The 14,730-nt window shown below is 71.7% G+C and carries 10 protein-coding genes and 1 pseudogene; 6 read left to right on the forward strand and 5 right to left on the reverse strand.

Features of this window, described 5'->3' with window-relative positions:
• The first annotated feature begins 48 nt into the window (after nucleotides 1-48).
• The 3 genes from F6B42_RS05730 to F6B42_RS05740 are packed head-to-tail and all read left to right on the forward strand — an operon-like array spanning nucleotide 49 to nucleotide 5,682.
• The gene (locus F6B42_RS05730; RefSeq protein WP_150418568.1) at nucleotides 49-2,895 is read left to right on the forward strand and encodes an FtsK/SpoIIIE domain-containing protein; all 2,847 of its coding nucleotides are present in this window, start codon (nucleotides 49-51) and stop codon (nucleotides 2,893-2,895) included.
• Nucleotides 2,896-2,926: 31 nt separating this feature from the next.
• Complete coding sequence (locus tag F6B42_RS05735) at nucleotides 2,927-4,450, forward strand: APC family permease (RefSeq protein ID WP_396652452.1); 1,524 nt, start codon at nucleotides 2,927-2,929, stop codon at nucleotides 4,448-4,450.
• An 8-nt stretch (nucleotides 4,451-4,458) separates the two neighbouring features.
• Entirely contained in the window at nucleotides 4,459-5,682 is a 1,224-nt protein-coding gene (locus F6B42_RS05740) for a saccharopine dehydrogenase family protein (RefSeq protein ID WP_150418698.1), read from the forward strand.
• Between the two features lie 16 nt (nucleotides 5,683-5,698).
• Here the strand turns inward: F6B42_RS05740 and ald are convergent, their stop codons facing one another.
• Both ald and F6B42_RS05750 read right to left on the reverse strand, forming a co-directional pair.
• Entirely contained in the window at nucleotides 5,699-6,814 is a 1,116-nt protein-coding gene (gene ald / locus F6B42_RS05745) for an alanine dehydrogenase (protein ID WP_150418570.1), read from the reverse strand.
• 34 nt (nucleotides 6,815-6,848) lie between these two features.
• Nucleotides 6,849-7,838, reverse strand: coding sequence for an asparaginase (locus F6B42_RS05750; RefSeq protein WP_150418571.1), 990 nt, complete (start codon nucleotides 7,836-7,838; stop codon nucleotides 6,849-6,851).
• Nucleotides 7,839-7,888: 50 nt separating this feature from the next.
• Between F6B42_RS05750 and F6B42_RS05755 the strand changes: the two genes are divergently transcribed.
• Nucleotides 7,889-8,359 carry an OsmC family protein gene (locus F6B42_RS05755; RefSeq protein ID WP_150418572.1) on the forward strand — a complete coding sequence of 157 codons (471 nt, stop codon included), beginning with the start codon at nucleotides 7,889-7,891 and terminating at the stop codon, nucleotides 8,357-8,359.
• Between the two features lie 27 nt (nucleotides 8,360-8,386).
• On the opposite strand, the gene F6B42_RS05760 is transcribed toward F6B42_RS05755, so the two are convergent.
• Nucleotides 8,387-9,184, reverse strand: coding sequence for a lysophospholipid acyltransferase family protein (locus F6B42_RS05760; protein ID WP_396652453.1), 798 nt, complete (start codon nucleotides 9,182-9,184; stop codon nucleotides 8,387-8,389).
• A 212-nt stretch (nucleotides 9,185-9,396) separates the two neighbouring features.
• Here F6B42_RS05760 and F6B42_RS05765 point away from each other — a divergent pair, with 212 nt between their 5' ends.
• Both F6B42_RS05765 and F6B42_RS05770 read left to right on the forward strand, forming a co-directional pair.
• Nucleotides 9,397-10,374, forward strand: a complete 978-nt coding sequence (locus F6B42_RS05765; RefSeq protein ID WP_150418573.1) for an FKBP-type peptidyl-prolyl cis-trans isomerase — start codon at nucleotides 9,397-9,399, stop codon at nucleotides 10,372-10,374.
• 38 nt (nucleotides 10,375-10,412) lie between these two features.
• Nucleotides 10,413-11,498 carry a 1-deoxy-D-xylulose-5-phosphate reductoisomerase gene (locus tag F6B42_RS05770; protein WP_150418574.1) on the forward strand — a complete coding sequence of 362 codons (1,086 nt, stop codon included), beginning with the start codon at nucleotides 10,413-10,415 and terminating at the stop codon, nucleotides 11,496-11,498.
• Between the two features lie 129 nt (nucleotides 11,499-11,627).
• Here F6B42_RS05770 and pflA read toward each other — a convergent pair.
• Together pflA and pflB are read right to left on the reverse strand one after the other, a co-directional pair.
• Nucleotides 11,628-12,206 (reverse strand): annotated as a pseudogene (gene pflA, locus F6B42_RS05775) (pyruvate formate-lyase-activating protein); the annotation flags it as partial.
• 151 nt (nucleotides 12,207-12,357) lie between these two features.
• Nucleotides 12,358-14,640 (reverse strand): formate C-acetyltransferase, encoded by a 2,283-nt coding sequence (pflB, locus tag F6B42_RS05780; RefSeq protein ID WP_150418575.1) that lies wholly within the window; start codon nucleotides 14,638-14,640, stop codon nucleotides 12,358-12,360.
• Nucleotides 14,641-14,730 lie beyond the last annotated feature (90 nt).

The raw sequence follows: 14,730 nt of genomic DNA on the forward strand, positions 1-14,730 counted from the left end.
CGCGAACGGCCGGAGTCGCGTCGGGTCCTCGCGCGGTTGTATCGACGGATGCAGTCCGACGCCGTCGATGACCCGATCGCCCTCCCGCCGCGACCCGTGGCGCCCCCGCGTCCCCCGTTCCCGCTGTGGGCCGCCGTCGTGCCGACGCTCGGCGCCGTCGTGCTGTGGCGCGTCTCGGGATCGGCGACCGTGCTGTGGTTCGCGGCGCTGGGTCCGCTCGTCGCGATCGCGACGCTGATCGACGCGCGATGGGCGCGCCGCCGCGCTCGGCGGCGGGCTCGTCGCGCCGACGACGCCCTGCTCGCCGAACTCGAGCTCGAGATCGGACGCCGCCACGACCGTGAGCGTCGCGAGCGGTGGCGGAGCACTCCCGACGTCCATCGCTTCCTGCGCGCGCACGATGACATCTGGCGCGCCGGCACCCGTCGCGGTGAGGTGATCGTCGTGGGGGCCGGCGATTCGCCCTCCGCCGTGCGGATGGATCGAACGGAGGCAGCCGCGGCGGGGGATGGTGACAGAGGCGCGGACGTCGAACGCCGCCGCCGCCTGAGACGCCAGGCGGCCGTCCTGCGCGACGCTCCGATCACGGTCCCGCTTCGAGCGGGCATCGCCGTCGTAGGCCCCGCAGCGGTGGCCGGCTCCATCGCGCGCGCCCTCGCGGCGCAGGTCTGCCTGGCGCTTCCGCCCGGGGCGCTCGAGGTGCGGAGCGAGGAGAGCGAGTCGTGGATGCGCGAGCTTCCCCAGGCGGGGTCGAGGGGAGCCGCCGTGCTGTGGCTGGGATCGGACTCGGCTCCCGAGGGCGCCGATGTCCCGATCGTCCGCGTCGATGGCGGGATGCCGATCCCGCCGCGCTGCGCGGCGGTGATCCGCGTGCGGAGCCTCGAGGAGGTCGAGCTCGATCACGAGGGGGCGACCGTCCCCATCCGGCCTTCCTACCTGGCCCGTGATCGCACCGGGGAGGTGGCGGAGGCTCTCCGCCTCCGGGCGAGCGCGGTGCGGGATGCGGCCCCCGGGGCGCCCTCGTTCGCGGAGCTGTCGACCGTTCCCTCGCACGGTCTCACCGCCGCGATCGGCGCGGACCGCGAGGGGCTCGTCGCCGTCGACCTCGTCGCCGACGGCCCCCACGCCGTCGTCGTCGGGGTCACCGGATCGGGCAAGAGCGAACTGCTGTGCACCTGGGTGGCCGCGATGGCGCAGCGCCGGGGCCCCGACGAGGTGAGCTTCCTCCTCGTCGACTTCAAAGGCGGCAGCGCCTTCGATCCGCTGCGACCGCTCCCGCACGTGGCGGGCGTCGTCACCGACCTCGACGATGCCGCCACCGAGCGCGCCATCGCGAGCCTCGCCGCCGAGATGCGCCGCCGCGAGCGTGCACTGGCCGCGGCCCGGGTGCGTGACATCGCCGATCTCGACGGGGCGCTCGCACGGCTGGTCGTGGTCGTCGACGAGTACGCCGCGCTCGTCGCCGCGTATCCGGCTCTCGCCTCGACGTTCGCCGACGTCGCCGCCCGCGGGCGCGCGCTCGGCATCCACCTGGTGCTCGCGACGCAGCGCGCGGCCGGCTTCCGGGACGCCGTCCTCGCGAACGCGCCGCTGCGCATCGCACTCCGTGTGACGGACGCGGCCGACTCGCGAACGGTGATCGGCTGCATCGATGCGGCGACGCTCCCCGGCGGGATCACCGACCGGGGCACGGCACTCGTGCGAGGCCCGGCCGACAGTGCTCCCCGAACCGTCCGCGTGAGCCGCTGCACGGCAGAGGACATCGCCGCGATCGCCGCGACATGGCGCGAGCGCGGCTCGGTGCCGGCGCACCGCCCGTGGCTCCCGGCTCTGCCGACGCACCTCCCGCTCCCGGCACTGCTGCCGACCGACGGCATCGCGCTCGGCCTCGTGGACGAGCCGGGGGAGCAGCGGCAGCGCACCGCGCTCCTCGGGGACGGTTCGGGCCTGTCGGTCGTGGGGCGCTCGGGCGCGGGGCGCACCACTGTGCTGCGGACGATCGCGGCGCAGCTGCCCGCCGAACGGGTCGTCGTGATCCCCGCGGACGACCTCGAGGCGGCATGGGACGCGGTGACGGACCTTCCGACGCGCCGGCGGGGCGACGTCGTTCTGGCGGACGACATCGACCTGCTCTTCGCCCGCCTTCCCGCCGAGTACGCCGCCGAGGCGGCGGAGCGCCTCGAGCTGTGCGCGCGCGAGGCGCGGGGGCGCGGCATCCGTCTCGTCCTGGGTGCGCAGCGACTCTCGGGTGCTCTCGTGCGGGTCGTCGATCAGCTGCCCGCGCGGGCGATCCTCGCGACGACGTCCGCGGCCGAGCGGGTCGCTCTCGGTGGACGCTCGGCGGACCACTCGGACCGGATGCCTCCCGGGCGCGGTCATCTCGACGGCGAGCTCATCCAGTTCGCCGTCGTCGACGACGACCGCACCGGGTTCTCGGCGCAGCCCGTCGGCGCCGCGACGCCGCCCTGGCATCCCGACGGCCCCGTGGCGCTCGTCGCCCCGGCCGGGACGGCGACCCGCAGCACGCTCGCCGCCTGGGAGGAGCGGGGGGCATCGACAGGCGCGCTCGCCGCCGCGACCGGCGCCGATGCCGCCGCGCAGGTCGTATGGGGTGCGCCCGAGGCGTGGGTCGGACGCTGGCAGGTCTTCTCGGCCGCGCATCCCGACAGTCGGCTCGTCGTGGACGCCGCGTGCGCCCCCGACCTGCGGCTGATCACCGGACGGCGCACGCTGCCTCCCTATGCGGCGCCCGGGGCGGGACGTGCCTGGCTGTTCGGGGTGGACGGCTCCGTCTCACGGGTGACGTTGCCGCGCGAGGCGGCGTCGACAGCCCCGCCGGCGGGCGGAACCACGCGACGAGATCGACGCTTGCGCGCCGAGGATCCGCGGGCCTAGCGTGCACCTTGTGACAACCTCACCCATCGACATGCGACGGGCGGAGGGCAAGGGGCTGGCAGCGGGGACGCTGGGACTCTGGGGATCCACCGTCATCGGACTCGCCTCCACCGCGCCCGTGTACTCGCTCGTCGCCACGCTCGGCTTCGTCGTGCTGGCCGTCGGCGCACAGGCGCCGATCGCCTTCATCGTCGCCTTCATCCCGATGCTGTTCATCGCCTTCGCCTACCGTGAGCTGAACAACGCCGTGCCCGATTGCGGCACGGCGTTCACCTGGGGGACGAAGGCCTTCGGCCCCTGGGTCGGCTGGATGGCCGGCTGGGGCGTCGCGGTGGCCGGGATGGTCGTGCTGGCGAACCTCGCGCAGGTCGCCGGCATCTACTTCTGGTCGCTCTTCGGCGACGGGTCGCTGGGCGAGAACGTCCCGCTGGTCACCGCCACCGGCGTCGTCTTCATCGCGCTGATGACGTATGTGAGCTGGCGCGGGGTCGAGATCGGCGAGCGACTCCAGAACGTGCTGCTCGCGATCCAGTACCTCCTGCTGGGAGTGTTCGTGGTCTCGGCGCTCTGGCACTTCTTCTCCGGCACGGCGCCCGCCGCGACCGCATTCTCGTGGGAGTGGCTCAACCCGTTCGCCTTCACCGAGTGGAGCGGGTTCGTCCAGGCGATCCTGCTCGCCCTCTTCATCTACTGGGGCTGGGACACCTGCCTCGCCCTCAACGAGGAGACGCGCGATCCGAAGCGGATCCCTGGACGTGCGGCGGTGCTGACGACGATCATCCTCCTCGTCACCTACGTGGGTGTGACCATCTCGGCCATGATGTACGCCGGCCTCGGCGATGGTCCCACGGGGCTCGGCAACGAGGACATCGCCGACGACGTCTTCCTCGCGCTGAAGGACGGACTCCTCGGTCCGTTCTCGTGGGCGCTCGTCGTCGCGGTGATGATCTCGGCCATCTCGTCGACCCAGACGACGATCCTGCCGACAGCTCGCGGCACTCTCGCGATGGCCGCCTACCGCGCGCTGCCGAAGGCGTTCCGCACGGTGCACCCCGTGTACAAGACCCCCTCCGTGTCCACCCTCGTCGGCGGCACCGTCGCGATCGTCTACTACGTCGGCATGACGCTCATCAGCGACAACATCCTGCAGGATTCGATCCTTTCGCTCGGGCTGGCGATCGCCTTCTATTACGCGCTCACCGGCTTCGCGTGCGTCTGGTACTTCCGCCGCGAGCTCCGTCGGTCCGCGCGGGACCTCGTCGTGAAGGGGCTCCTTCCCCTCCTGGGCGCTCTCATGCTCACGTACGCGTTCGTGCAGTCGGCGATCGACATGGTCGACGTCGACTACGGCTACACGGTGCTCTTCGGCATCGGCGGCACGTTCGTCCTCGGCATCGGGTCGCTCGCGCTCGGGGTCGTCCTGATGGTCCTCTGGTATCTCTTCCCGCGGTCGAAGCCCTTCTTCCGCGGCGAGAGCCTCAATCGCGACACCGAGGTGCTCGTCCCGGACGAGCCGCTCGAATTCCCGCGATCGGTCGACGGCGGACGGAGCTGACCATGACCATGCGCATCCTCATCATCGGAGCGGGCGGGGTGGGATCGGCCGCCGTGCGGCTCGCCGTCCGCCGCTCGTTCTTCGAGGCCCTCGTCGTCGCCGACTACGACCCGGAGCGCCCCCAGCGGCTCATCGCCGACATGGGGGACGATCGCCTGCTCGCCGCTCAGGTCGACGCGTCGTCGGCGGACTCGGTGGCCGCGCTCATCCAGGAGCACGATGCGACCCATGTGCTGAACGCGGTCGACCCGCGTTTCGTCATGCCGATCTTCGAGGGCTGCTTCCGGGCGAAGGCGACCTACCTCGACATGGCTATGAGCCTGTCGCGCCCGCACCCCGACGAGCCGCACGCGAAGACCGGCGTGAAGCTCGGCGACGAGCAGTTCGCCGTCTCAGCCGAGTGGGAGGATGCCGGTCTCCTCGCGCTCGTCGGCATGGGCGTCGAACCGGGGATCTCCGACGTGTTCGCGCGATACGCCGAGGACGAGCTCTTCAGCGACATCGAGAGCCTCGGCGTGCGCGACGGCGCCAACCTGGTCGTGGCGGGGTACGACTTCGCCCCGTCCTTCTCGATCTGGACGACGATCGAGGAATGCCTGAACCCCCCGATCATCTTCGAGAAAGAGCGCGGCTGGTACACGACCGAGCCGTTCTCCGAGCCGGAGGTCTTCGACTTCCCCGAGGGCATCGGCGCGGTGGAATGCGTCAACGTCGAGCACGAGGAGGTGCTCCTCATGCCGCGCTGGACGCGGGCGCGTCGGGTCGACTTCAAGTACGGTCTGGGCAACGAGTTCATCGAGGTCCTGAAGGTGCTCCACAAGCTCGGTCTCGATCGGACCGACCCGGTGAGCGTGAAGGGCGTCTCGGTCTCGCCCCGGGACGTCGTGGCCGCGTGCCTGCCGGATCCCGCCACGCTCGGCGACCGGATGACGGGCAAGACCTGCGCGGGCGTCGTCGTCACCGGGACCGGCAAGGACGGCGCACCGCGGTCGAGCTACCTGTACCACGTCGCCGACAACGAGCACACGATGCGCGAGTACGGCTCGCAGGCCGTCGTGCTGCAGACCGCGCTCGGGCCGGTCATCGCGCTCGAGCTGCTCGCAACGGGCGTCTGGTCGGGGTCGGGCGTGCTCGGACCCGAGGCCCTCCCGGCGACGCCGTTCCTCGACCTGCTCGCCGCGCCGGACGGCTACGACTCGCCCTGGGGTATCCAGGAGCTGCCGACGTCCTGACGCGGCGACGCCGGGCTCAGGCGAGAACGTCGTCGACGGAGGTCGCCGGCATCCCGTGCGCCGCGGCGACGCCGGCGCTCGCGAGCGATCCGCTCGTGGTGTTGAGCCCGGCCGCGAGCGCGGCGTCGCCGCGCATGGCATCGCGCCATCCCCGCGCGGCGATCGCACGGACGTAGGGGAGCGTCGCATTCGTGAGAGCCGCCGTCGAGGTGTGCGGCACCGCGCCGGGCATGTTGGCGACGCAGTAGAAGACGCTTCCGTGGACGCCGAACGTCGGGTCGGCGTGCGTCGTGGGCCGGGTGTCGGCGAAGCATCCGCCCTGGTCGACGGCGATGTCGACGAGGACGGAGCCCGGCCGCATCCGAGCGACCGTATCGTTCGTCACGAGCTTCGGCGCCTTCGCGCCCGGGATCAGGACGGAGCCGACCACGAGGTCGGACCCGACCACGGCGCGCTCGAGATCGAGAGGATTCGATGCCGCGGTCTTCACGCGTCCCTGGAAATGGTCGTCGAGGAAGCGCAGCCGCTGGATGTTCGTGTCGAAGATCGTGACGTCGGCGCCCAGTCCCGCCGCGATGTAGGCGGCGTTCGCACCCGCGACGCCGCCGCCGATCACGGTGACGGCGGCCGGGCGCGTTCCGGGGACGCCCGACATCAGCAGGCCGAGACCGCCCGCCGAGCGCATCAGCGTCGAGGCTCCCACCATCGGAGCCAGTCGGCCGGCCACTTCGCTCATGGGTGCCAGGAGCGGCAGCCCACCGCCGGGAAGCTGCACCGTCTCGTAGGCGATGGCCGTCACGCCGTCTGCCAGCAGCCGATCGGTGAGCGGTCGGTCGGCAGCCAGGTGCAGATAGGTGAACAGGACCACGTCGTCGCGGAAGCGGTGGTACTCCTCGGCGATCGGCTCTTTGACCTTCAGCACCAGCTCCGCACGGCCCCAGACCTCGTCGGGGTCGTCGATGAGGATCGCGCCGGCCTCGGCGTACTCGGCGTCGGGCATCGATGAGCCCGTCCCCGCGCCGCGTTGGACGACGACCTCATGACCGGCCGCGGTCAGGTCGTGCACGCCCGACGGCGTGAGCGCGACGCGGTACTCGCTGTTCTTGACCTCGGTGGGAACGCTGATGCGCATGGCAGTCCTTTCCGCGCTCCCTCGTGAGGAGCAGCTACACCGTCGGCCGGATGATGCCGACGTCCTGTCCGCCGCCGAGCACGGTCAGCGGAAGCTGGGCGATGACCGGCGCGACGCGCGCGGCCTCGAGGGCTCCGGCGCGGACGAGCAGCGTCAGCGCGATGGCCGTGGCCGCGCGGCCGGAGCCGTCGAGCACCTTCAGCGCCGCCGTCGTGCCATCGGGCGCCACCATGACCAGGACGCCCTCCGCGCCCGTCTTGGCGAACACCCCGAGCCGCTCGATCGCGACGGTGTCGGGCCGCCCGGGGCCGTCGATCGTCCACGGGTGCTCGCGGACGGCGCGAACGAGGGCGCCGGCCAGGCGGTGCAGGGCGAAGGGCGAGCGCTCGGACGAGGTGCCGATCCGCTGGATGGCGCGTCCGAGGGCGAGCAGGCTCATCGCGTAGACGGGCGCGCCGCATCCGTCGATCGCGGTCGCCGCCACCCTCGCGCCGGTGAGCCGCTCGACCACCTCGCGGGTGTGGACCTGCAGCGGATGGTCGGGCGAGAGGTAGCCGGCGGTGTCCCAGCCGTTCGCGACGCAGGCGGTGAGCATGGCGGCGTGCTTGCCCGAGCAGTTCATGCGGATGCGCGAAGGCGAGCCGAGGTCGCGGACGAGCTCGTCGCGCGTCTTCGTGTCTCCGGGCCAGGCGGGCGGGCAGCCGAGGTCGTCCTCGCCGAGGCCGACGTCGTGGAGCATGCCGCGCACGACGTCGACGTGGCGGTCGGTGCCGGCATGGCTCGCCGTCGCGAGGCCCAGGCGCTCGCCCTCCAGCGAGGCGCCCGCCGTCAGCGTGGCGAGGGCCTGCAGGGGCTTCAGCGTCGAGCGGGGGAGGATGAGGGCATCCGCGTCTCCGAGCGTGCGGAGTGCGGTGCCGTCGGGTGCGAGGACCACGGCGGCGCCGGCGTGACGCGACTCGACGAAGCCGCTGCGCTCGACGACCGCGAGTTCGACGGCGGCGGGAACGGCGATGGTCTGCGGCACTCCGTCAGCCTACCGTCGGGCACCCCTCCCCGGCGTGTCAGACTGGCGGCATGCTGGGTGTCCACGACTACGCCGTCCGTGCCGAATGGACCGGGAACCGCGGAACCGGGACGAGCGGATACCGCGACTACGACCGATCCGTCACGCTGACGGTCGCGGGCAAGCCCGAACTGCTCGCCTCGAGCGACAAGCCGTTCCGGGGTGACGCGAGCCGGTGGAACCCGGAGGATCTGCTCGTGTCGGCGCTCGCCGAGTGCCACCTGCTGTCATACCTGCACGCGTGCGTCCAAGCGGGTGTCGTCGTCGTGTCCTACGCGGACGAGGCCACCGGTGTGATGCGCGAGGACGGCCGCGGCGGCGGGGCCTTCACGGAGGTCGTGCTGCATCCGAGAGTCGTCGTCGCCGACGCGTCGATGGTGGATGCCGCGACCGCCGCGCACGCTCAGGCGAACTCCTGGTGCTTCATCGCGAACTCGGTGAACTTCCCGGTGCGGCACGAGCCCACGATCGCCGTCGGCTGAGGGACGGACGTCGGATCGCCCGCCGGGTCAGCGCCGCTCGTGGGGGAGCGCCTGCTTGATGCGCTCGACGGTGTTCTGCGGCGGCGCCTCGTTGTAGGCGTTCGCGAGCTCCTGACCCGACAGTGCGTGGATGGCGGCCATGATCTCGTCCGTCGCACCGCGGCGGGCGCGTCCGGAGTCGGCCGCGCCGTGATGGGAGAGGTCGATCGGAGCGCCGAAGCGCACCGTCACGCGCGGGCGCATCCTCGGGAACTTCGCGCCGACCGGCATGATCTCGCTCGTCCCGATGAGGCCGACCGGAACGACGGGCGCGCCGGTCTGGAGCGCGAGGAACGCGACTCCGGTGCGGCCCTTGTAGAGCCGGCCGTCGAGGGACCGGGTGCCCTCGGGGTAGAGCGCGGTCGACCAGCCCGCCTCCAGCATCCGCTTCTGCTGATCGAGGGCGTCGAGGGCTGCCTGTCCGGCGCCGCGTCGCACCGGGAAGGCGCCGGCGGCGAAGAAGAACTCGCGCGACAGCCAGCCTCGGACGCCCGTGCCCTCGAAGTAGCTCGACTTCGCGAGGAAGCGCACCGGCCGGGGCGAGGCCATCGGGATGATGAAGGAGTCGATGAATGACAGGTGGTTGCTCGCGATGATCACGGCGCCCTTGCGCGGGAAGTGCTCGCGGCCCTCGATGCGCGGGCGGTAGAGCATGCGAGCGAGGGGTGCGAGCACCCAGCGGCCGATGACGTACGTCAGGCCGATGCCGGGAACGGCCTCGGCGAGGTCCGGCTCGGCCTCGCCGGGCGCGTCGCTCGTCGGCTCGGCCTGGTCGGAGTTCACCAGACGAGGCTACTGCGGTTTGCATACCGGGGCGGACATGTCGGCGTCCGGCCAGAAGTGACCGAACGAACCTCGCGACTCGATCGATCCCGCGCCGATCGATCCGCCGCCGAGGCTGGACTCGCGCGAAGTGGATCGACTCGCGGGCTTCTCAGCCCGTACCGAACGTCGTGGGGGAGGATGGCAGCATCCATCTCCCGAACGAAGAGGTTTCCGTGCGTCTGCGACCGTTCGCCGTCCTGTCCGTCTTCGCCGTCTCGGCGCTCGCCCTCGCGGGGTGCGCGAGCGGGGACGAGCCGACCGAATCGCCCAGCCCGAGCGGCGGCGACGCCTCGTCGCAGTGCCTCGTCGACGCGCAGCCGGGCGACGCGTCTAACAGCATCGACGTCACCGGCTCGGCTCCCGACCTGACGGCGACCGTCCCGGCGAACCTCGAGCCCGCCGACATCGAGCGGACCATCACGACGACCGGTGACGGCGAGGATCTCGCCGCCGGAGATCTCGTCTCGGGGTCCTACTCGATCTACGACGGCGCGACGGGAGACCTGCTCGAGTCGTCCGCCGACACGTCGCCCGACGACTCGGGACTCGTCCCGATGCTCCTCGATCCGCAGCAGTACTCCGTGTTCGTCGCCGCGCTCGAGTGCGCCCCGCTCGGCTCCACGGCGGCGCTCGCGATCCCGGGTTCGGCGTTCGGAGAGGGGCGGTCGACCGTCGCCATCGTGGCCGAGGGAGTCGAGAAGCTCCCGACGCGGGCGAACGGCGCGGAGCAGGCTCCCGTGGACGGGATGCCGACGGTCGAACTGGCCGAGGACGGCGCGCCGACCGTCACGCTTCCGGGCGGCGATGCGCCGACCGAGGTTCAGCTCGCGAACCTCCAGGTCGGCGACGGCGCGACCGTCGAGACCGGCGACATGGCTTTCGTGAACTACACCGGCGTGAAGTGGTCGGACGGCACGGTCTTCGACTCCAGCTGGGATCGCGGCCAGCCGACCGCGTTCCCCACCAACGGTGTCGTCGCGGGCTTCCAGCAGGCGCTCGAGGGTCAGACGGTGGGCTCGCAGGTGCTCGTCGTGATCCCCCCGGCCGCGGGCTACGGTGCGAGCGAGGGCAACGAGCTCCAGAACGAGACCCTCGTCTTCGTCGTCGACATCCTCGGCGTGCAGCGCGCGCCCGAAGGCACCGTCGGCTGAGCGAGAGCGCCGCACGCACCGCTCGTTAGGCTGACGGCATGCGACGCGTCGTCATCCTCGGCTCCACCGGCTCGATCGGCACGCAGGCGCTCGACGTCATCGCGGCCAATTCCGACCGATTCGAGGTCGTCGGCCTCGCGGCCGGGGCGAATCGGGAGCTGCTCGCCGAGCAGGCGGTGCGCTTCGGCGTCTCGGAGACGGCGCTGGGCGCCGCCGACGCCGAGCTCCTCGTCCGTGCGGTCGACGCCGATGTGGTCCTGAACGGCATCACCGGCTCCGTCGGCCTCGGTCCCACCCTCGCGGCGCTCGAGACGGGGCGCGCGCTCGCCCTCGCGAACAAGGAGTCGCTCATCGTCGGGGGCGAGCTCGTCACCGCCCTCGCTGCGCCCGGACAGATCGTTCCGGTCGACTCGGAGCACTCCGCCATCGCGCAGGCGCTGCGCTCGGGACGGGATGCCGAGGTGCGCCGGCTCGTCCTGACGGCGTCGGGCGGTCCGTTCCGCGGTCGGTCGGCCGCCGATCTCGGCGCCGTGACGCCGGCGGAGGCGCTCGCCCACCCGACGTGGGACATGGGGCGCGTCGTCACGACGAACTCGGCGACGCTGGTGAACAAGGGGCTCGAAGTCATCGAGGCGCACCTGCTGTTCGGCGTCGACTACGGCCGCATCGACGTCGTCGTGCACCCGCAGTCGGTCGTCCACTCGATGGTCGAGTTCGTCGACGGCTCGACCATCGCGCAGGCCTCGCCGCCCGACATGCGTCTGCCCATCTCGCTCGGGCTGGACTGGCCGAACCGTATCGCCGGGGTCGGGGCGCCGATCGACTGGACCGTCCCGACCGCGTGGACCTTCGAGCCGCTCGACGAGGCGGCTTTCCCCGCCGTCTCGCTCGCCAAGCAGGTCGGGCGCGCGGGGCGCACCTATCCCGCGGTCTTCAATGCCGCGAACGAGCAGGCGGTCGAGGCCTTCCACGCCGGGGCGCTCCGCTTCCCCGACATCGTCGCGACCATCGCGCGCACGATCGACGCGCACGAGCCGCCGTCGCAGCTCACCCGGGAATCGCTCGCCGGGGCCGAGCAGTGGGCTCGCACGGCGGCGGACAGCCTCATCGCCGACCGCACCTAGCCTCCCGGCGCCTGCGACCGCCCTGCGCGGTCGCAGGCGCGCGGTCACAGCGCCGGCAGCCCCTGCGCGCTGAAGCGCGCGCACCCGCTCGACCATCGCGGCATCCGGTGTCTCGCGTCCGGCGAGGGGATACGGGATGCCGAGGCGCTCCCACTTCGACGCCCCCATCTGGTGGAAGGGGAGCACCTCGACCCGCTCGACGTTCGGCCAGCGTCGTGCGATCCGCGCCACCGCGTCGACGTTGGCCGGCTCGTCTGTCAGCCCCGGCACCAGGACGAACCGGATCCACGCCGCGACACCGCGCTCGGCCAGCCGGTCGCCGAAATCGATCGTGGGCTGAAGCTCGCGCCCGGTGACCGCCCGGTAGGTCTCGGGGATGCCGGACTTCACGTCGAGCAGGACGAGGGAGAGGTCGTCGAGCAGCTCATCGGATGCCGCGCGGCCGAGATTGCCCGACGTGTCCAGCGCCACGGTGATGCCGAGCTCGGCCGCCGACCGTGCCAGTCGCGTGACGAAGGCCGCCTGCTGCAGGGGTTCGCCGCCCGAGATCGTGAGCCCGCCGCCGGTCGCGCGGAAGATCGGGCGGTAGCGCCGCAGGCGCGCCACGACGTCCTCGAGAGCGGTGTCGGAGCCGTCGCGCCGGCGCCAGGTGTCGGGGTTGTGGCAGTACTGGCAGCGCAGCGGGCAGCCGGCGAGGAAGAGGGTCATCCTGGTGCCGGGGCCGTCCACGGAAGTGACGAGCTCCCAGGAGTGCACGCCGGCGCTCGACCCGGACCGTCTCGCGATGAGACGGTCTCGACGGGCCGAGTCCGGCTCGGTCGTGCGCGGCGCTGCCGGCACCAGGACGGCGGGCACGGGTTCAGACCCCCGCGTGGAAGGTGCGGCTGAGGACGTCGAGCTGCTGCTCGCGTGCCAGGCGCACGAAGTTGACCGCGTAGCCCGAGACGCGGATGGTCAGCTGCGGATACTTCTCGGGATTCGCCATCGCGTCTTCGAGCGTCGCCCGGGTGAGGACGTTGACGTTCAGGTGATAGCCCCCCGAGCCCATCTGCGCATCCAGCAGTCCGACCAGGTTGTCGACGCGTTCGGCGGCCGTGCGGCCGAGACCGGCGGGGGTCACCGTGGTCGTGAGCGAGATGCCGTCCTGCGCCTGGTCGAACGGCAGCTTCGCGACCGAGAGGGCGGCGGCCAGCATCCCGTGCGTGTCGCGTCCGTTCATCGGATTCGCTCCCGGGGCGAAGGGCGCGCCCGCGCGTCGGCCGTCGGGAGTGTTGCCGGTGGCCTTGCCGTAGACCACGTTCGAGGTGATCGTCAGCACCGACTGCGTGTGCACGGCGTCGCGGTAGGTCTCGTGCCGACGGACCATCGTCATGAACTCCGCCACGAGGTCGCGCGCGATGTCGTCGACGCGGTCGTCGTCGTTGCCGAAGGCGGGGAAGTCCCCCTCGACGAGATAGTCGACGATGAGGCCGGTGGCGTCGCGAACGGGTTCGACGCGCGCGTATCGGATCGCCGAGAGCGAATCCGCGGCGACGGAGAGGCCGGCGATGCCGCACGCCATCGTCCGCAGCACGTCGCCGTCGTGCAGCGCCATCTCGAGGCGTTCGTACGCGTACTTGTCGTGCATGTAGTGGATGCAGTTCAGAGCGTCGACGTACGTCTCGGCGAGCCACTCCATCATCGTGCGGAAGCGTTCGCGCACGTCGTCGTAGTCGAGGATGCCGTCGGCCACCGGGGCGCTCGGCGGAGCCACCTGGGCGCCGCTCACCTCGTCGCGGCCGCCGTTGATGGCGTAGAGCAGCGTCTTGGCGAGGTTCACCCGCGCCCCGAAGAACTGCATCTGCTTGCCCACGGTCATCGGAGACACGCAGCACGCGATCGCCGCGTCATCGCCGCAGAGACCGCGGATGTGCTCGTCGGATTCGTACTGGATCGATGACGTGTCGATCGACACCTGGGCGCAGAACCGCTGGAATCCGGCGGGGAGGTCGTCGCTCCACAGGACGGTGAGATTCGGTTCGGGCGCGGGACCGAGGTTGTACAGCGTCTGGAGGAAGCGGAATGCGGTACGCGTGACGAGGGGGCGTCCATCCTGGCCGAGCCCGCCGATCGACTCGGTGACCCAGGTGGGGTCGCCCGAGAACAGTTCGTCGTACTCGGGTGTGCGGAGGAAGCGGACGATGCGCAGCTTGATGACGAGGTCGTCGATGAGTTCCTGGGCGTCGACCTCGCTCAGCAGCCCGGCCGCGAGGTCGCGCGCGATGAACACGTCGAGGAAGGCGGTGTTGCGGCCGAAGCTCATCGCGGCGCCGTTCTGCTCCTTGACCGCGCCGAGGTAGGCGAAGTAGAGCCATTGCACGGCCTCGCGGGCGTTCTCGGCGGGACGCGTGATGTCGGATCCATAGGATGCGGCCATCGCCGCGAGCTCCTGAAGGGCCCTGACCTGTTCGGCGTTCTCCTCGCGCGCGCGGAGGACGTGCTCGGAGGAGCGGGTCGCGTCGAGAGCACGGCGTTCGCGTCGCTTGGCGTCGATGAGGGCGCGCGTGCCGTAGAGGGCGACCCGGCGATAGTCGCCGATGATGCGGCCTCGGCCGTAGGCGTCGGGCAGACCGGTGATGATGTGGCTGTTGCGGGCGCGGCGGACGTCGGGGGGATAGACGTCGAACACGCCGTCGTTGTGCGTCTTGCGGTACGTCGTGAAGACGGTCTCGAGCCCGGGGTCGACGGGGTATCCGTAGGTCTCGAGCGCGCCCTTCACCATGCGCCACCCGCCGTAGGGCATGATCGCGCGGCGCAGCGGTGCGTCGGTCTGCAGCCCGACGATCAGGGTGTCATCGCGGCAGATGTACCCGGGGCCGTGCGAGGTGATCGTGGCGGGGGTGTCGGCATCGACGTCGTAGACGCCGCGCTCGCGCTCGACGGGGAACATCTCGGACAGGTGGTTCCAGACCGACAGGGTGCGCGTCGTCGGGCCGGTGAGGAAGCTCGCGTCGCCCGTATAGGGAGCGTAGTTGCGCTGGATGAAGTCGCGGACGTCGATCCCGTCCTGCCAGGGTCCGGGGACGAACCCGTCCCAGGCGGTGGGCGCCGCGTCGTCCGGGACGCCGGCGGTCGGGGCTGGGGTGGAGATGACTGTGCTCATCGGAGGTCCTTCGTCCGTGTCGGAAGGCCCGCCGATCGAGCGGACGAGGCGAGGTGTGCGCCTGCCGCGACGTGCCTGATCGCGACGCTA

The organism is Microbacterium radiodurans (assembly GCF_008710705.1).
Lineage (GTDB): Bacteria > Actinomycetota > Actinomycetes > Actinomycetales > Microbacteriaceae > Microbacterium > Microbacterium radiodurans.